This window comes from Paraburkholderia sp. BR14320, assembly GCF_040948665.1.
Lineage (GTDB): Bacteria > Pseudomonadota > Gammaproteobacteria > Burkholderiales > Burkholderiaceae > Paraburkholderia > Paraburkholderia youngii.
In genome coordinates this window covers 392,146-408,931 of record NZ_JBFPKG010000001.1, presented here as the reverse complement: position 1 = coordinate 408,931, position 16,786 = coordinate 392,146, and the positions used below count along the sequence as shown (strand labels likewise).

Genomic DNA, 16,786 nt, shown 5'->3' with positions numbered 1-16,786 from the left:
CTCAGTAACCACCGTTCTGAATCGGACGCAGCGGGTTGTCGCTCGGCATATCCCCTGGCGGCATCACGACGTTCCCCGGCGGAAACGCGGGCGGCGGAGCCGGCGCTTGAGCGGGTGCAGGAGCGGCCGCGGGGGCCTGAGCCGGAGCCTGAGTGCCTGGCTGTGCCGCATTCGCGTCTGGGGACGCAGCGCTCTCAGCCCCGCTCTGCTCCGCTCCCGGAACCGCCACAGGGCCCGGCGGCGCCGCTGGCACGCTCGGCAGTGTCGAGAAACGGCCACCGTAGGGCGCGGGCGGAGGCGTGGTGCGCGGCGCCGGCGGCAATTGGCCGAACGAACTGGTCGGCGGCACCGTGCCGGAACTCTGCGCAGCGGCTTGGGAATCGCGTGACGCCCCTGTCGTGCCGCCTCCGACACTGCCGGGCGCACGCACCGCGGGGACCGGCACCTGTTGAGCCGCCTCGGCGCCCACCGGATCGAGCCGCAACTGCTCCGCATGCACATTCACGTCGGTCCCCGACCACAGCTCTTGCGTATCGGCGTCGGCGGATTGCTGCGGACGCACGATATGCGGCGTAATCTGCAGCACGATTTCCGTCTTCAAGTGGTCGCCGTTGTGATTCGAGAACAGGCGCCCGAGCACGGGCAACTGTCCAAGCCCCGGCACTTTGTCGGCGGTCACGCGGTCCTCATCCTGAATCAGGCCGCCGAGGATCTGGCTCTCGCCATCGCGCACCCGCAGACTCGTCGACGCACTGCGCGTGCCGATCTGATAGGCGAGCGAAGTGAGCCCCGTTGACGAGTTACTGCTGGAAATCGTCTTGGTGATGTTGCTGACTTCGAGGTTCAGCTTCATGCCCACGTCGCCGTCACGGTAGACCTGCGGCTCGACCTCGAGCTTGATGCCGACATCGAGGTACTGAATGGTCTGTGCATAAGACGGCCCGCTCGTGCTCGGCGTGCTCGAACTCGAAATCACCGGTACCTTGTCGCCGATCAGAATCCGCGCCTTTTCCTTGTTGCGCGCGCGGATGCGCGGACTCGCCAGCAGGTTGGCATCGACGTCGCTGAGCTTGAAGTTCGCTGTGGCCGACAGACCGCTGACGTTATATGCATTGAGCGGCAAATGACGCAACGCGCCCCACGTGTCCACGGTAGACGGCGTCGACATCGTAAATGTATTAGGCCACTCGATACCGAGGTCGGTCAGCCGGTCGTGGGACACCTCCAGAACCTTCACTTCCAGCATCACCTCGGGCTCCGGCAGATCCTGCGCCGCGATCATTTCCTCGGCGACGCGAATGGTATCCGGCGTGCCCCGGATCGTGACGGTATTGGCGCGCTCGTCGACGACGACCTCCTTGATCTTCAACAGGCTTTTCAAAAGCGACTGGACCTGCTTGGCTTCGACGTTCGACAACTGGAATGTGCGCACTTTCAGCTCCTGGTATTCGAGCTGCTTCGCAGCGGTAGCCGGGTAGATGAAAAGCGTGTTCGCGTTGAGCTGTTTCTTGTCGAGCTGGTTCTGCATCAGGATCATGTTGACCGTGTCCTGCAGCGACGCGTTGGTCACGAAGATCGTGGTCTTCAGATCGGCACGCACGTCCCGATCGAAGATCACGTTCAAGCCCGAGGTCCTCGACAACGCTTCAAACACCATCCGCACATTCGCGTCGCGGAACTGCAGCGTCACCGGTGTGCGCATGATCGACGAAGCCGCAATGTCCTCATCTTTCGCCGCACGTTGCTGCTGCCGTTTTTCGTCGATCTCCTTCGCCATCTGCAGCGCCATCGCATTGGTTGGATTCTGGGCCAGCACGCGGTGAATGCGTTCGGAAGCCAACGTATATGAACCTCGCTGCATCATCCGGTCGGCCTCCTGCAGCGAGACCAGATCGCGGCGATCCCGATCGATCGCTGCGCCGATATTGCGCCCTCGTTCGCTGTTCGGATCGAGCCGGCTGGCCGCGTAGAGCTTCTGGATCGCCAGATCGAATTGATAGCTCTGACGCAACTGGTCGGCTTCGTCGAGCAGCGCATTGACCTTATGATCGCGGTCGCGCAGATAGTTGAGCTGCAACTCGGCGTTGGTCGGATCGCTCTCACGGGTCGGCGGATGAATGCAGCCGCTGAAGGCAAGCATGATTGCGATGCTCAGCAACGCGAGCCGCCCCGCGGCCCAATTGACGGTGGGACGCTGGTCGCGAGGCGATCTGGCAGCGGACAGATGTTTCCACGAGCCGCTGTCACCGTGGCGGCTTTCACCCCGGTTGCGTGCGGTTTTCATTTATTGTCCTTCGCTTGCGTGGTTAGTACCTGTCTCTCATTGAGAGGCAGATAAGTCAGCACGACGCCACTCTCCGAAATCGACTCGATGCGATACTGCCCGTCGATGACTTCACCCGGCGAAACGATCAGCAGGCGATCGCCGTTGCTGAGGAAAACCTGGGGTTTTGCGGCTTTGGCGTCGAGTTCGCCGAGATAGGTAAACGGCACGGGCGGCGCGGTGGGCGGCGCAACGGGCTCCGGTGGCGCGGGGGCGACGACCACGGGTGGCGGTGGCGGCAGCCACGACGACGCGGCGAACGGATTGTTCGCGGATTCAAGCGAGAGCGGCGTACGCAGCGCGCGGAGTTTGTCGCGCGCTGTCGCTGCTGATTTCGCTGACCCGGTCGTTTTGACAGGAGTCGGCGAACTTGCTGAAATTGCTGAACTCGCGGCGTTTGTCGCATTCGCCATGCTTGCCGGATTCGCTGCGTTCACTGGGCTCGCCACACTCGCGACATTCGGTGCACTTGCCACGGCCGGCGCAGCAGCCGGCACCGCACCGGCCGCACGCGCCGCCCCGTCGCGATGCAAGGCAACCATCCGCAGCGCAGCCCCGCTGCGAAGCGCGCCTGTCATCGCAGTCACGACCGTCGGCTTGCACAGCACGGCTTTCAGCTCACGCAAAGACATCCCTACCGCAGCGATCGCGCAGACCATCAGCAACACGCGGCCGACGAGATCGGGCTTCATGGCTGCGCTGCCCGATAGACGAGTTCAAAGCGCACCCGCGCATCCAGTACGTTGCCATCTACCGCGGGGCGTTCGACATGGATCTCGCGCAACGCCGCGTTCGGTACGTTATTGAGCACTGACGCCAGAAAACGCCGGATCGCACCATACTGATCCTTGACCGGCAGCAGCATCTGATAGCGCACAAAATGCGCGCTCGAATCGTTGGTCACGAGATACTCGGCCGAGCCGAGCGTCAGGTTGCTGTCGTGCGCCTGGGCGAGGATCGTCGCAATATCGTCGGCGCTCTGCGCGAAACCCGGGAACAGTTCGGGTAACGCATGAAGTGAAACCGCGTCGACAACCGCCGCACGCTCGGCGTCGGCATGACGCGCCCTGGCGGGGTGCGCAAGACGCTCGGAGTCGCGCAGCTCGTGCGAATCGAGGTTTGCGTCGACTCGCATAGCCGCTACGGCGACCACCGCCGCCGCCCCCAGCAGCAATGCGCCGAGCAAGCCCGGCAGTCCGAGCGTGCGCCGCAGCTCGAAACGCCACGTGAGCAACCTGTCCTCCATCTGAGCGCCGTTCATGACTTTCTCCAGACGGCGGTAATCTGAAAGCGCACCGGCGTGCCAGGCACATTGGTTTCGATAACGTGATCGTTGAGCACGGCTTCGCGCAGCAGCACACTGCCCTGCAGATACCGGAGGTACGCGATCATTGCGTCGAAGTTCTTCGCTTCCGCGGTGATACGGATCTGGCTTTGCGCAGGACTCTGATCGATGCCTATCAGCGCGACGTCGTGGTCCGGATAGTCCTCGACGATCGACAGCAGGTCCTGCCACGGCACGGTCAACTCGCGCAACACCGCGAGGCTCTGGTTTTCCGCGAGCCGCGTGGCAGGCGTTGGCGGCGTCTTCGCGGAGTGCGATTCTGCAAACAGCCGGTGCCGCTGCGCGTCCTGTTGCGCCTGCGCGCGGTCGCTTTCGTCGTAGGCGTGCCAGAGCCGTTCACCACTCACCAGCAACAACAGGCTGGCGACACACAGCAGCACCATCCCCGCGGGAGCGCCCTGCAAGCGGCGGCGGCCAAAATCGATGTGAAGGCGGGGCATCATCGCGCGGCCTCCATCAAACGATACGCGACCGGCTTGTCCATCGCCGGTTGCGCGACGCTCTGCGTCGCGCAAAAGCGCCCCTCGAATGGCGCAGGATCCAATTCGGCGCCGCACAGACATATTCTGCATTCTTCGCGTTTCCCGCTCGTTCGTCCGGCGAGACGCTCGAACGACTGTTCGGCGCGTGCGGCGATCCGCTCGGCGTCGCTAGCGTCGCCGGGAAAAATACGCTGCGAGTCATAGGCGACCCAACGGTTTTCCTCGAACAGCACAGCCTGCATCAGCGTGTCCGCGACGAACAACAGCAGCGCCGTGCCGGCGCCGGCGGCGGCGTCCTGCACGCGATTGAGCAATTCTGGCAGACATAGCTTGAGAGACCGGACGTCGACGCCCGCCGCCATCCCCACATCGTGGATGCCGTCGTGCAGCGTGCAAGCGATGGCACTCGCGAAGACCGCATGGCCCCCGCGCTGCACCGAAAAGCGCACCTGCACGGACTCGGCCTCGATGCCATACAGATCAGAGAAGTGAGCGAGCACGATCTGGTTGGTTTCGCTTGCGCTCAGTGTGCGGAAGTCGCCGCGCAAGATGGCGTGGCTCGCCCAGAAATCGTCCAGCATGATGTGCGCCCGGCGTTTGACCAATACCGTGCGCGCCGTCTGCCCGGCGTCCGCGGCTAATGCAATGTTCAACGCGTCGAGTACGCCTCTTTCGGTGAAGCACTGCTCATCGGGAATGGCAACGCTCGTGGGTTCCGCAAGCGCTGCGGCATGACGGCGCGCAACCCTCCAGCGCGGCGCCGTCGCCGCCATGACCAGTTCGCGTGTACCGACGCCGATGGCGAGCGGACTATTCAACCATGGTGACACGGTTGATCTCCTCGAGTGTGGTTTCGCCCTGCTTCACGAGCGAGAGCGCGGCCGTGCGCATGGTCTGCATCCCATAGCGCAGTGCGGCTGCCTTGATGTGCCCAAGTGGCGCGCGCTCCGATAACAATTGCCGCAACTCGTCGTTCATGCGCAGCGTTTCCGCGACCGCGCGCCGCCCGCGGTAGCCGCTGCCACGGCAAGCCGCGCAGCCAGCGCCGTGGCGAAAGCGGTAGCTGCCCACGTTGTCCGGATCGATGCCGGAACGGGCCAATGTGTCTCGATCGACCGTGTCGTCCACCACGCAGTCGGCACAGCACTGGCGCAACAACCGCTGCGCAATCACGCCATTCAGGGCCGACACGAAGCTGTACGGATCGACGTCCATGTTCGTGAAGCGGCCTATCACGTCGAACACGTTGTTCGCGTGCACCGTCGTGAACACCTGGTGTCCGGTCAACGCCGCCTGCACGGCGATTTGCGCGGTTTCAGGATCGCGGATTTCACCGACCATGATCTTGTCCGGATCGTGCCGCAGGATCGATCGCAATCCGCGGGCGAACGTCAGTCCCTTCGCTTCATTCACCGGTATCTGCAGGATGTCACCCAGTTGATATTCAACTGGATCCTCGATCGTGACGATCTTTTCCAGGCCGTCGTTGATCTCGGTGAGAATCGCGTACAACGTCGTCGTTTTGCCGCTGCCCGTCGGCCCCGTCACCAGCAGCATTCCGTAGGGCATGGACGCCACCGAGCGCATGAAGCGCGTGTCGTCGCTACGAAATCCCAGCGTTTCGAGTGTCAATCCGCCCGGCGCCTGCGAAAGCTGATAACGGTCGAGAATGCGCAGGACCGCATCTTCGCCGAACTGGTTCGGCATGATCGACACGCGAAAGTCGATTTCGCGGCCCGCGTACACCGCCTTGAAGCGACCGTCCTGCGGCACGCGGCGCTCCGCGATGTCGAGTTCGGAGATGACCTTCACGCGCGACAGCACCTGGTCCGCGACATCGCGTCCCTCGGCACGGCCGACCACGGTCAGCACGCCATCCACCCGGCACTTGATCTTCAGCCCGTTTGCACGGCATTCGAGATGGATGTCGCTCGCCATCATCTTCAACGCGTCGTAGATGGTGGAGTTGAGCAGACGCACCACGGCGCTGTCGTCGCTGCTGATGCCCTGCAACGTCAGCGCGAGCGAAGCGGGATCGGCGGTGTGCTGCACCTCATCGTCGAGGGCGAGCGAATCCATCGCGCGCACGTCTTTTTCGCGCATGGCGAGCCACGCGGTGAGGTCACCGACGCTCGCCAGCGCCCAGCTGTACCGCGAAGTGGGCCGCGCACGCATCCGGTGCTCCATCACGCCGCGCGTGCGGGCGTCGAGCGGATCGGCGATCACGAACAGCAGCGCGCCGTTCTGATCCGGCTCGCGAAAGCACACGCACAGCCGGGTGGTGGCTTCGACGAACGGCAGTACCTCGAAATCCGCTTCCAGCCGGTTCAATTCCTGCATGCCGATCGACTTCATGCGGAATTGCCCGGCGAGCCGAACCACCATTTCGTCGGCGCTTAGCGACGCCTGCACCATCAACTCTTCCAGTGCGCGAATGCCCGAGCCGTGCGTGTCGCTGAGCGTGCGCAGCGCGTCACGCAATTCAACGCCCTGAGATTGCGGTGCCTCGCTGATCGTATCCATGCGTTTCCCCTCGACACGGCCTACTGGATGCTCGACGCAATTTCAAAGATCGGCATGTACATCAACACGACAATCCCTCCGATCACCACGCCGATGAAAATCATCATCGCCGGCTCGATCAGTCGCGAAATCAGATCGATCGTGCGCGACACTTGCGCTTCCTGGAATGCGGCGATTCTGTCGAGAACAGGACCCAGGCCACCGGTCTTCTCAGCGACGGTCAGCAAGCGATAGGTAATCGCGTTGGCGAGACCCGCTTGCTGGAACGCGTCGGAGATCCTCGCGCCATTGCGTACCTGCTGCATGGCACTTTCCACGGCCGTCTGATCGGCCCGGCTCACCAGTCCACTGGCGAGTGTGAAGGCACGCGTGGCGGGAATGCCGCCTTCGACCAGCATCGCTGTAGTGCGAAAAAACTGCGACTGGCGAAACACGCGGAAGTGCAGACCAATCCCCGGCAATGCGAGCAGGCGATCCGCGATCCAGTTGCGCGCCGCGACCCGGCGCAGCGCGACGCCGACCGTCACCGCCACCACGGCGAGGCCCACAGTGATGGCCATTCCGTGGGCATGCACCATGCCGCCCCAGGCCATCAGCAACTGTGAGAGCAGCGGCAGCTCGCGTCCACTATGCTCGAGCAGGGTCGCAAAGCGCGGCACGACGAAACCCAGCAGAAACAGCACGACGGCCGCGCCTACGAGCAGTAGCACGGATGGATAGATCGCGGCCGACACCACGCGGCCGCGCAGTTCGTGAAGCAGCGCACTGTTGCGTGAATAGCGCGTCAGACTGTCGGCAAGACCGCCGGTCTGTTCACTGGCTTTCACGCACGCCACGAGGATAGGGGGAAACACGCGGCTAGCATGCTCGAGCGCCGCGGACAGCGAGTGCCCTTCTTCGAGCTGCCGCAGCAGATCGCCATAGATCTCCGCCGACGCCTCGCGGCGCTCATTGCCGCGTAGCGTGCGCAATGCGTCGATCACGCCGACGCCAGCATCGAGCAATGCCGCGAGTTCGCGCGCGAACAGCTCGACGTTGAATTTCGCGCCCGGCATTGCGCTCCAACCAGACCGGCGCTGACCTCGCGCTTGCGCGCGTACCGACACCACGCGCAATCCCCTTGCGCGCGCGAGCGCTATTGCGGCTGCGGACGAATCGCAGTCGACGCGAAGCGTCTGCACTGAACCGCTGGTATCGAAGCCGCGCAGCAGGTACTTCACGTCGATTCTCCTCGCTGAGAGCCGCACTACCAGGACGTGACGTTCGTGTTCTCACCGGTGCCGCCCACCTTGCCGTCCTTACCAAGCGAGTACAGGTCGTAGTCGCCATGCTCGCCGGGCGAGCGGTAATGGTAGGGGCGACCCCAGGGATCCGGCGGCACCGCTTTCTGCAGATACGGGCCACTCCAGTTCGTTGCGTCCTGAGGTTTGGTCATCAGCGCCTGAAGGCCTTCCTCGGTCGTCGGATAGACGCCCATGTCGAGCCTGTATTGATCGAGCGCCTTGCTCAACGAGTCGATCTGGGCCCGCGCGATCTTGGTGTTCGACTTGCCAACCTGTTCGAAATAGCGCGGCGCGACCAGCCCCGCGAGCAAGCCGATGATGACCATGACCACGAGCAGTTCGAGCAGCGTGAAACCGCCGTTGCGCCGACGTGCATCGCCAATGCCTGGAGGGAACGTCACGCTGCTGCGCATGGCGGCCCTGATCGGGAAAGATTCGTTGCGCACGGTGCCCCCTTTCTGTCGACCCACCGGCCCGATAACACCAGAGCCGTTTTACTCATTCTTGTTCAGGTGGACAGCGGCAAGAAGTAGGGAGACCAGACCAAAGGGATGGGTAAAGACCCTCCAGTTCCCGCGTCGTTCACAGGAAGCGATCGAGCGCGCGCGCCGGTTTCGACAACGGCAGCACACCCATGTCGAGCGCGATCAGCACGAGGCCGGTGATGTTCGTCACGTCGAGCTTGCGCATCAGGCTCGCGCGGTGCTTTTCGATGGTCTTCGGGCTGAGTTGCAGATACTCGCCGACCTGCCGATTGGTGCAGCCTTCCGCGACAAGCCTCAGCACCGCGCGTTCGCGAGCGGTCAAGGTGTGCCATAGCTGCGCATGGCGCGAAACGCCTGGCAGCGGATCGCACGATACGCCGTTCCCGGCATGCTGTTCGAACGCGGGGTTGCGTTTGCCCTCCATCACGAGGCGCATTTCGCCGACGAGTTCTTCGAACGAGGCGTCCTTGATCACGTAGCCATCGGCGCCCGCCGCGAACGCCTCCTGCACGTGTTCGTCGCTGCTGTGGATCGTCAGCGCGATGATCCGCACCTGCGGGATCCGATACTTGATCACGGTAATGGCCTCGATGCCGCTCATGCCTGGCATCGAGAGATCCATCAGGATCAGATCGGGCCGGATGGCCCAGGCGAGACTGCACGCCTTGATACCGTCGGTCGCCTCGCCCGCGACGGTGTAGTCAGGCAGGGAGGACACCATCGTACGGAGACCGCCGCGCAACAGATGCTGATCCTCGGCGATGAGTACGTGATAAGTCGTCGCCACTTTGCTCGCTCCTGGCGGCCCGCCATGACTAGTTCGAGGCGACGACGTCGTGGTAAGCACTCAGCAGTTCGGCCGGCGTTGCGAGACCGTCCAGACGCAGCCACGGCTCGCCGGGTGCCGCGCGGAAAAAGACTACGGCGGTGTGATTCATCTTGTCGCCACGATAGACGTTGAACGCGCGTTGAGCCGCGATACTAGCCTCGACGGTGCCGGTGTAGTGCTGCCACTCGGGGCCGGCATCGAAGCGGGCGGCGTAGGCCTTCAGGCGGGCTGTCGTGTCCTCTTCGGGATCGATCGAGATCGACACAAGATGAACCTTGTCACGGTCGGCGCCGAGCCTCGCTTGCAATTCCTCGAAGGTTTGACTGACCATTGGGCATATCGTCGTGCAACTCGTGTAGATGAACGTCAGGATGACCGGACGGCCGTCGTTCAGCTCGTCGGGGAGCGAAACAGCTTTGCCGTCGTCGCGAACCAGCGTCACCGCGGGCAGTGTGTATTGCACAGTCGAGCGCACCGTGCCCGTGGTCATGTCATGGTGGTGATGCATGTGCATCGCGGTGTCGTGGGCCATCTCATGGGCCATCTGCCCGGCAGGCGCCGGCTGCATGTCCGTCGCCTGATGATGTTGCACCTCGATCGCGGCGCCATCGGCGACGTCTTCGGCAGTCGCGGCCACCGCGCCGACGCCTGTCAGCCCCGCGCCGGTCAGCACGAGCGCGCCAATCATCCATGTGCGGTTCGTCTTCATGGGGTCTCCTGAGACAATGGAATGGCAATAGCGCGATAAGAAGCACAGCGACGCGCCCGGCCGTTCAATTCAGTCTCATGAAATCGCCCGCGCACGTCATTGGATAAAGTCCCCCAAAACGCGGTAGGGTACGTCTACCAGCGGTAACATCCACCCCGCATAAAGCGGAGTGTCCCCCGCGTGACGTGCGTAGTTGTCCCGTTGGCAGAGCGACGTGCGCGGACCTACAATTCATAACCAATGCTTAAGGTTTCCTTAAGCAAACTCGCTGGGGAGATCCCATGCAGGCACCTCCGCCCGCTGCACGGCAACTGAGGTTGCGCGACCTTGTCGATGCGATGCGCAAGCTTGGGATCGCGGCGCGACTCGACGAAACGCGACTGGACAACGTCACTGACGCGCGCGGCGCCGCGCTTGCGATCCTGTCGGCGCATGGCGCGTTCCTGTCGGTGAACCGCAGCGCCGCAGCGTTGCTCGGATACGCGAACGGCGAACTCGTCGGCCGCTCGCTGCTTGACATGGCGCCCGAGGGCGAACGCGCATCGCTCGCCGCCCAGCTATCGGTCGATCCCGCTCACGACTTTGCTCCGATCACCACGATGCTGACCTTGCGCAATGGCCGTCCCACCTTGCTGTTACTGCACCGCCAACCGATCGCGTCCGACGAGGCGCAGCAGAGACCGCCCGATGGGCAAGCCGCGCAACTGATGCTCTTCGAGGAACCCCTTGCAGCCGATGCCTCGCTTGCGCCTGGCGTCCATCTCCCCAAAGCGGCGGCCCGCGATCGGCTGAAGTATCTGATGATCGGTCAGCAACGCGAGCGTCAACGCCTCGCCGCCGAACTGCACGACGGTCTAGGCCAGGCGCTCACGCTGATCAAGCTGATGGTCGAGGACTCGCGCATGCGCCTGCGTCACGGACAAGCCGAAGACGCCGCGCAAAAGCTCGACGCCACCGTCCTGCAAATCCGCGAGGCGATCGGCGAGATGCGACAGATATGCGGCGAACTTCGTCCGCTAGCACTCGACCGGCTGGGTCTCGCCGTCGCGTTGAGCACGCTGTGCCGGCGCGTCGAGCGCAGTGCCGAAGGCCTGGCGGTGAACTTCCGCTGCGACGTCGACGACCGCGATGTGCCCGACTACCTGAAGGCGGACATTTTCCGCCTCGCTCAGGAAGCGCTCAATAACATCGTCAAACACGCAGCGGCAACCGAGATCCGGCTCACCCTGCAACGGATCGACACCGGTCTGCTGCTCACCGTTCAGGACAACGGCACCGGCTACGATGCGCGCCCCCTGTCACCTGAGGACATTGGTTCGATGGGCCTCGGCCTCGCCGGCATGCAACACCGTGTCGAATCGCAGGGTGGCTTTCTCTCGATCCACTCTTCCGACGCCATCGGCACACTCGTATCGGCGAGTTGGACGCTTTGACGGACACCGCCGGCTCACCTCCGCGCGCTGCCCTCATCCGGCTGCTGGTCCACTGAGCCTCGACGCTGGCAGTTCCTCGACATCGCCGGGTGCCGCTGGCGGCTCCGGATGCGCAACCGGCGGCTGGACTGGCTTGTCGGAATCGCGTTCCGCGCATTTGGTCGCGAGCGAAGTCAACAGCCCCATGCTGATCGCGACCAGCACGAGTTCCGTCAGATTCTCAATGGCGAGCTTGTGCATCACGCTCGCCCGATACTTCTCGATCGTCTTCGGGCTGAGGTTCAGATACTCTCCGACCTGGCGGTTGGTACGCCCTTCAGCAATCAGCTTCAGCACACTGCGCTCGCGCGCCGTGAGAATGTCCCACGCGTTCTTCGGCGCCACTGCTTCGCGGCCGGTAATGAAAGAGTCGACCATGTAGCCGTACACATCGGCGCTCAGATGCTTTTTTCCCTGCATCACCGCGCGCATCGCAACAATCAGTTCGTCGAACGAAACATCTTTCAGCACATAACCGTCGACGCCCGCACGCAGCGCTTCACGCACGTACTCTTCGTTTTGATGCACGGTGAGCGCCAGGATACGCACGTGAGGCGAACGGCGCTTGATCGCCGCGCTCGCGTCGATGCCGTTCATGCCGCGCATCGACAGATCCATCAGGATCAGATCAGGATTGAGCGCCATGGCGAACTGGCAGGCTTGCTTGCCGTCCGTCGCCTCTCCGACAACAGGAAATTCGCCTTGTGCTGACAGCATCGAGCACAATCCTTTTCGCAGCAGATCATGATCCTCGCTGACCAGGACGCGATATTTGGTATTCACGATCCCCACTCCCTCGTTAGAGCATGGACGGTTGATTCATCAACCGTAAGCGCCTGTGGCAGGACGATTTTCTTCTTTCAAATATTTCTTTCTAATTCCTTGGATATTTCTTTCCAATAAATTAACCTATTCTTACTTTGACTTAACATATTTTTTGACCACATCCGATTGCCCGCGCGGCCTTGCTGTGCAAGGTTCGCGCCATCTGGCTCAGGACCTTTTCCAGAGTCGGGAAGCACGACGCAACCTTTAGTTTGATTAACTAAGTTGGCGAAAAACGTTTCAAAACAGATACGTTCGACGGAAAAACTGATTTTGGTAAAAATAGGAATAAAGTGCGTCCTTCCTGTGTTTCGCGAATGCGAGGTAGTACAAACTACGCCATCCGCCCCCATCGGAACTATTTTCCTTCCCTGAGGCGAATGACAAACAATAGCCAAGCCTGACGGATCTCACGATTCGTTACAGATGTAACATTCCTGCAAATCAGTAAATACCCTCCTCGGCGCACCTCCAAAAGTAGGAGGGTGCCCCATTGCTCAGGTCCTTTTGCGCGACTCACAATGTCGACGCGGAGGGATGTCGAACATGCGCAAGCGCTCTTCTTTGCTGTCGGCGAGTACGCTTCGGGCGGTCACGATGACCCTCGGCATGACATCAACTGGGCTCGCGCATGCGGACATCTTTGGCGCGGTCGACAGCCAAGGTGCGATCGTCCTGACCAATACACCGGGCACGGCGGGACTGCGCGTGATCGTCGCGGGGGACCCGCCGCCCGAGCGAAGTGCGAAACGTACAAACAGCACATTCAGCGCCGTGATCGAAGAAGCAAGCCGCACCTTTCGCGTGGCGCCCGAACTGCTGCGCGCGGTGATCGACGTCGAGTCGCGCTACAACCCGAATGCGGTATCGGACAAAGGTGCCCAAGGTCTCATGCAGTTGATGCCCGACACCGCGCGGCGCTTTTCGGGCGGCAACATGTTCAATCCGCGCGACAACGTGCTGGCAGGCGCGCGCTATCTACGCTTCCTGCTCGATCTCTTCCAGGACGACATGGAACTTGCGCTGGCCGCGTACAACGCGGGCGAGAACGCCGTGATTCGGGCCGGCTATCGCATCCCTTCGATCCCCGAGACGCGTCAGTACGTGCCGCGCGTGCTGGACCGCTACCGGAGTCTGCTGACGGTCAGCGGCTGATGCGCGCCGGCGGCGCTGTCATGCCGCCCTGCCCGGCTGCTAGGGCACGATCCACGCGCCATCGGCAACGACACGCGTGTTCTCGGGTTGCGCAAAGCGAACGAGATAACCGCCCTTCGAGGCAAAGCGCTGACCCGGCGCGAGCGTCAGGCGCGGATAGTAGCCCGTCAGGATCCGATGGTCGAGCATGTCATCGACGCGTTCTACCAGGTAGTCTCTGACGAACGCATCGGCCATGTGACTGAGGGTCTCGGCGAGCAGCCCGCACGCGAGATAGGTATCCGCCTGAACGCGCTCGTCGACGACCTGAATATGCCTGATCGCGAACCAGCCGAACGCGTAATCGACACGCACGCGCCGTCCCTCGGGCAGGTCGACCGGATAGGCGATACGCGCGGCGTCGCGCCACCTTTGCGGCAAGGGTATGCGGTCCAGGCCACCCATCAGTCCCGACACAAAGACCTGAGTCGAAGCGGGCGGCTTGCCTGCGACCGCCGCGATATCAGGTGGCCGCAGCCACAGCACCAGCGCATCTGCTCCACGCGCACCGCGAAGCGCTTCGGCAACGCTATCGCCCGGCGCGAGCCTGTGGCTCGATACGCTCACGCCGTGGTCCTTCAGTGCGCTCGCGAGCGCAAGCGCCGCCGCCTCGCCGCTGTCGCCCGCGCGATACACCTGGCGTACGGTCTTCACCATGCCAGCCGGTGAGCCGCTATTCGCGTCGAGAATACGCTTCGCGATCAGCCCGGCCTCGAGCAGAACGCCCTTCGAGAAATACATCGAGTAAAAGTCCTGGTCGGTCTCGACTGGCACGTCGACGTTGGGAAAGAGGCACGGCACCGCTTCCTGCTCGCAGAAGTCGTGAACGGGCGCCCAGTTCTTGCCGCCGATTCCCGACAACACCGCAAATACGGGTTGCTGCGTCAGATACGCTTTCAACTGCTCGTGCCAGGTCTCGGGTGGGCCGTGCAGTTCCCACACATGCAACTCCCAGCGTCGGTTGACCATGAACATCATCTTGCGCGATGTGCGCAGCGGCGGCGTTGCACCGAGCGGCGAAGCGTTCTTGTCGGCGAAATAGTGTTCCAGCACGTCGAGCATGCCGCGCCGTTTCACCGGATCCGCGTCCGGTGTGATGATCGTCGCGAAGTGCAGCACGGTATCCGTGACGCCCGGCGCCCTGCGCCGGTCGAGCCGCTTCAGATAGCCGATCAACGCCGCCATGTCCGCGTCGTTCAGCGCGAACTGCGGCATCAGATTGCTGAGTGGCTTGCCCTCGGAGTCGACGCCTTCGCGGATCGCACGGGCGATCGTCGCGTCCGTGTACGGCTCGCGATTGGCCCGCATGCCGTCGACGTAGGGTATCTCCAGCTCCTCGGGATTCTGAACCCGCGGGTGGAACAGATACTGCCCGCTGATCGGTGGAATGGTGCTGTTGCCTTCGCGCGCGCCGAGCCCGCTGCGCCGGTGACAATTCATGCATGCGACGGCGGCGCCTTGCATGCGCACGCCGCCATCGTGGCTCGCTTGAACCGCTTCCCCGGAGCCGGCAATGCCGCGCTGGTAGATCGACTCGCCGGCATCGATGGGAGGCGCGCCGCGCGCTAGTTGCACGCCGGCCAGCAGCAGCGCGGCAAGCGCGGCCGCTACCCCAAAGAACCCGGCGCGGCGCATGACTAAGGAACCGGCCGGACCGGCGAGCCGCTCGCCGGCGAGGTGTCGGCGCCGATCGTGACGGAAGCGTGCCGCCCCTGCCAAACAGGTTTGGCGAACGTCAATCTGTCGAGGGGCGGATTGAGCGTGACCTTGTCGATCACCAGCCGGTCTTTTCTATCCGTCCCGATCGGGCCGCTTTCGATGACGAACGGAATCCGCACGCCATCCACGTCCCTGAAGTCGCGATACATCACCTCGACGATCGCGGGCTGGCCCGAAGGACCGCGCGCCTCGCGGTCGGACTTCACATCGAGGAAATTCTGCGCGTCGACCCACACGTGGCGCGTCGCACCGGAGGGCAAGCGCAGCGACAGACGATAGGTATCGCGTCCTTCGACCTTGTCGGTGCCTTCGAGTGCGACGTCGATGCCCTTCGCGGCGTGATCGAGCAACGGGCCGTCGATGACCTGCGCGTCGCGCGCGAACTTCACTTCATCGCTCGTATACGGGCGCACATCCGGACCGCCGCTTCCCGACGGGCGCACTTTCCAGCCTTCCTTGCCGTCGAATACGTGCACGATCATCTGATTGGCCGCCGTGACCTCGAAGCGAGTAAGGTCGGGACGTTTCAACGTGAGCATGAATGGCAGATTCGACGCGGGTGCATTCGGACTGTCCACGTGCCCGACCCACTCCATCGACATGACCTTGCGCCAGGCATCCGCGCCGCCGCGAGCCTCGGCGTTCCTCGCGACGATTTCCTCCGTGCCAAGGCTGTCGTCCGACCTCGCGGCCGGCATCTGCTCCAGCGCGAACGCGGCGGCGATCGCCACAAGCAACCACCACCAAGAAATCCGTTTCATGACCTTCTCCCGGTGTGCTGCCGTCGCTAGCGAGCCGGCACCTTGACCATGACGAGTTGCGGCTTGGCGAACAGCGAATCGTCGGCGGCCTGATTCACCGTCACGTGCTGAATCGTCATCTGATGGGTCTGCTTCACGCCTGCGACTATTGTCTCGAGCGTATGCGGCACGACCAGGCCGTTTTCCGCGTGGTAATCGCGGAAGTAGACGGCGACGTTGTGCATGCGCCCGTCAAGCTTGCGCGGGTCGCCATCCATTTTCAGCTCGAGAAAGTTCGTCGCGTCGATCCACACATGACGCTCGGTGTGATCTTTCGTCGTCAGCATGAGCCTGTAGGCGCGGTGGCCCTCCACGGTATCCATGCCCTGCACCGCGACCTGGCTGCCCTTGCTCGCGTAGTCGATCAGCGGGCCGTCGAGATCGGCGGTGTTCGCGGCCGATTTCGCCTCGGCAGACGTATAAGGCTCGGCGTCATTTCGTCCGAGGAACGGCCGGACTTTCCAGCCTTGCGAACCGTCGTAGACCTGATACGCGGTCTGATTGTCGAAACGAAGTTCAAAGCGGCTCTTGTGCGGCCGCTTCATCGTCATCGTGAACGGCAGCTTGACTGGTTTGGTGCCGCCCACGTCGATCTGTCCTGTCATCGTTATCGTGTTGACGGCGTGCCACGCCTTCAGACCGCCGCGCGCAGCGACGTTGCGCTCCACGATCTGCGCCGCGCTCAGGTCGGCCGCCGACGCCGCGGCCGGCATCAGGGCCGCGGCCAGCAAGGCCGCCATCGGGACCGTCATCGAAAACAACCGCTTCATGGCTCACCCCTCCCTTTCTTCGCGGAT

The 16,786-nt window shown here is 63.0% G+C and carries 17 protein-coding genes; 2 read left to right on the top strand and 15 right to left on the bottom strand.

The window, feature by feature from the left end:
* Position 1 precedes the first annotated feature (1 nt).
* The 10 genes from AB3X89_RS01900 to AB3X89_RS01855 all read right to left on the bottom strand — a co-directional run bounded on the left by AB3X89_RS01900 (position 2) and on the right by AB3X89_RS01855 (position 9,979).
* Positions 2-2,284, bottom strand: a complete 2,283-nt coding sequence (locus AB3X89_RS01900) for a secretin N-terminal domain-containing protein (RefSeq protein WP_368581540.1) — start codon at positions 2,282-2,284, stop codon at positions 2-4.
* Positions 2,281-3,015 carry a hypothetical protein gene (locus AB3X89_RS01895; RefSeq protein ID WP_368581539.1) on the bottom strand — a complete coding sequence of 245 codons (735 nt, stop codon included), beginning with the start codon at positions 3,013-3,015 and terminating at the stop codon, positions 2,281-2,283. The genes AB3X89_RS01900 and AB3X89_RS01895 overlap by 4 nt, the downstream gene beginning before the upstream one ends.
* The gene (locus tag AB3X89_RS01890; protein ID WP_368581538.1) at positions 3,012-3,584 is read right to left on the bottom strand and encodes a hypothetical protein; all 573 of its coding nucleotides are present in this window, start codon (positions 3,582-3,584) and stop codon (positions 3,012-3,014) included. Before AB3X89_RS01890 ends, AB3X89_RS01895 begins: the two co-directional genes overlap by 4 nt.
* Entirely contained in the window at positions 3,581-4,111 is a 531-nt protein-coding gene (locus AB3X89_RS01885) for a PilN domain-containing protein (protein ID WP_368581537.1), read from the bottom strand. The genes AB3X89_RS01890 and AB3X89_RS01885 overlap by 4 nt, the downstream gene beginning before the upstream one ends.
* Positions 4,108-4,980, bottom strand: coding sequence for a hypothetical protein (locus AB3X89_RS01880; protein ID WP_368581536.1), 873 nt, complete (start codon positions 4,978-4,980; stop codon positions 4,108-4,110). Before AB3X89_RS01880 ends, AB3X89_RS01885 begins: the two co-directional genes overlap by 4 nt.
* Complete coding sequence (locus tag AB3X89_RS01875) at positions 4,961-6,673, bottom strand: GspE/PulE family protein (RefSeq protein ID WP_368581535.1); 1,713 nt, start codon at positions 6,671-6,673, stop codon at positions 4,961-4,963. Before AB3X89_RS01875 ends, AB3X89_RS01880 begins: the two co-directional genes overlap by 20 nt.
* Positions 6,674-6,693: 20 nt before the next feature.
* Complete coding sequence (locus AB3X89_RS01870) at positions 6,694-7,893, bottom strand: type II secretion system F family protein (protein WP_368581534.1); 1,200 nt, start codon at positions 7,891-7,893, stop codon at positions 6,694-6,696.
* Positions 7,894-7,919: 26 nt separating this feature from the next.
* Positions 7,920-8,369 (bottom strand): type II secretion system major pseudopilin GspG, encoded by a 450-nt coding sequence (gene gspG, locus AB3X89_RS01865; protein ID WP_368581694.1) that lies wholly within the window; start codon positions 8,367-8,369, stop codon positions 7,920-7,922.
* A 169-nt stretch (positions 8,370-8,538) separates the two neighbouring features.
* Positions 8,539-9,228, bottom strand: a complete 690-nt coding sequence (locus AB3X89_RS01860) for a response regulator (RefSeq protein ID WP_368581533.1) — start codon at positions 9,226-9,228, stop codon at positions 8,539-8,541.
* Between the two features lie 28 nt (positions 9,229-9,256).
* Complete coding sequence (locus AB3X89_RS01855) at positions 9,257-9,979, bottom strand: SCO family protein (protein WP_368581532.1); 723 nt, start codon at positions 9,977-9,979, stop codon at positions 9,257-9,259.
* A 281-nt stretch (positions 9,980-10,260) separates the two neighbouring features.
* Between AB3X89_RS01855 and AB3X89_RS01850 the strand changes: the two genes are divergently transcribed.
* Positions 10,261-11,412 (top strand): histidine kinase, encoded by a 1,152-nt coding sequence (locus AB3X89_RS01850; protein ID WP_368581531.1) that lies wholly within the window; start codon positions 10,261-10,263, stop codon positions 11,410-11,412.
* 33 nt (positions 11,413-11,445) lie between these two features.
* On the opposite strand, the gene AB3X89_RS01845 is transcribed toward AB3X89_RS01850, so the two are convergent.
* Both AB3X89_RS01845 and AB3X89_RS01840 read right to left on the bottom strand, forming a co-directional pair.
* Positions 11,446-12,234, bottom strand: a complete 789-nt coding sequence (locus AB3X89_RS01845; protein WP_176108491.1) for a response regulator transcription factor — start codon at positions 12,232-12,234, stop codon at positions 11,446-11,448.
* A gap of 77 nt (positions 12,235-12,311) precedes the next feature.
* The gene (locus tag AB3X89_RS01840; RefSeq protein ID WP_368581530.1) at positions 12,312-12,629 is read right to left on the bottom strand and encodes a hypothetical protein; all 318 of its coding nucleotides are present in this window, start codon (positions 12,627-12,629) and stop codon (positions 12,312-12,314) included.
* A gap of 244 nt (positions 12,630-12,873) precedes the next feature.
* Here AB3X89_RS01840 and AB3X89_RS01835 point away from each other — a divergent pair, with 244 nt between their 5' ends.
* A complete protein-coding gene (locus AB3X89_RS01835; RefSeq protein WP_368581693.1) occupies positions 12,874-13,431 on the top strand; it encodes a lytic transglycosylase domain-containing protein in 558 nt (185 codons plus the stop codon).
* 39 nt (positions 13,432-13,470) lie between these two features.
* Here the strand turns inward: AB3X89_RS01835 and AB3X89_RS01830 are convergent, their stop codons facing one another.
* Genes AB3X89_RS01830 through AB3X89_RS01820 form a run of 3 tightly spaced genes read right to left on the bottom strand, consistent with a single transcriptional unit; the run spans position 13,471 to position 16,759 of the window.
* Positions 13,471-15,105 carry a c-type cytochrome gene (locus AB3X89_RS01830; protein WP_368581529.1) on the bottom strand — a complete coding sequence of 545 codons (1,635 nt, stop codon included), beginning with the start codon at positions 15,103-15,105 and terminating at the stop codon, positions 13,471-13,473.
* A 2-nt stretch (positions 15,106-15,107) separates the two neighbouring features.
* The gene (locus AB3X89_RS01825) at positions 15,108-15,950 is read right to left on the bottom strand and encodes a hypothetical protein (RefSeq protein ID WP_368581528.1); all 843 of its coding nucleotides are present in this window, start codon (positions 15,948-15,950) and stop codon (positions 15,108-15,110) included.
* A 26-nt stretch (positions 15,951-15,976) separates the two neighbouring features.
* Complete coding sequence (locus AB3X89_RS01820; RefSeq protein ID WP_368581527.1) at positions 15,977-16,759, bottom strand: outer membrane lipoprotein-sorting protein; 783 nt, start codon at positions 16,757-16,759, stop codon at positions 15,977-15,979.
* Positions 16,760-16,786: the final 27 nt, after the last annotated feature.

Excerpts from the sequence above, each read along its gene's own strand:
- AB3X89_RS01875 (WP_368581535.1), bottom strand. The coding sequence starts at position 6,673 with ATGGATACGATCAGCGAGGCACCGCAATCTCAGGGCGTTGAATTGCGT.
- AB3X89_RS01900 (WP_368581540.1), bottom strand. The coding sequence starts at position 2,284 with ATGAAAACCGCACGCAACCGGGGTGAAAGCCGCCACGGTGACAGCGGC.
- AB3X89_RS01820 (WP_368581527.1), bottom strand. The coding sequence starts at position 16,759 with ATGAAGCGGTTGTTTTCGATGACGGTCCCGATGGCGGCCTTGCTGGCC.
- AB3X89_RS01835 (WP_368581693.1), top strand. The coding sequence starts at position 12,874 with ATGACCCTCGGCATGACATCAACTGGGCTCGCGCATGCGGACATCTTT.
- AB3X89_RS01840 (WP_368581530.1), bottom strand. The coding sequence starts at position 12,629 with ATGGGGGCGGATGGCGTAGTTTGTACTACCTCGCATTCGCGAAACACA.
- AB3X89_RS01895 (WP_368581539.1), bottom strand. The coding sequence starts at position 3,015 with ATGAAGCCCGATCTCGTCGGCCGCGTGTTGCTGATGGTCTGCGCGATC.
- AB3X89_RS01855 (WP_368581532.1), bottom strand. The coding sequence starts at position 9,979 with ATGAAGACGAACCGCACATGGATGATTGGCGCGCTCGTGCTGACCGGC.
- gspG (WP_368581694.1), bottom strand. The coding sequence starts at position 8,369 with ATGCGCAGCAGCGTGACGTTCCCTCCAGGCATTGGCGATGCACGTCGG.
- AB3X89_RS01890 (WP_368581538.1), bottom strand. The coding sequence starts at position 3,584 with ATGAACGGCGCTCAGATGGAGGACAGGTTGCTCACGTGGCGTTTCGAG.
- AB3X89_RS01825 (WP_368581528.1), bottom strand. The coding sequence starts at position 15,950 with ATGAAACGGATTTCTTGGTGGTGGTTGCTTGTGGCGATCGCCGCCGCG.
- AB3X89_RS01850 (WP_368581531.1), top strand. The coding sequence starts at position 10,261 with ATGCAGGCACCTCCGCCCGCTGCACGGCAACTGAGGTTGCGCGACCTT.
- AB3X89_RS01885 (WP_368581537.1), bottom strand. The coding sequence starts at position 4,111 with ATGATGCCCCGCCTTCACATCGATTTTGGCCGCCGCCGCTTGCAGGGC.
- AB3X89_RS01830 (WP_368581529.1), bottom strand. The coding sequence starts at position 15,105 with ATGCGCCGCGCCGGGTTCTTTGGGGTAGCGGCCGCGCTTGCCGCGCTG.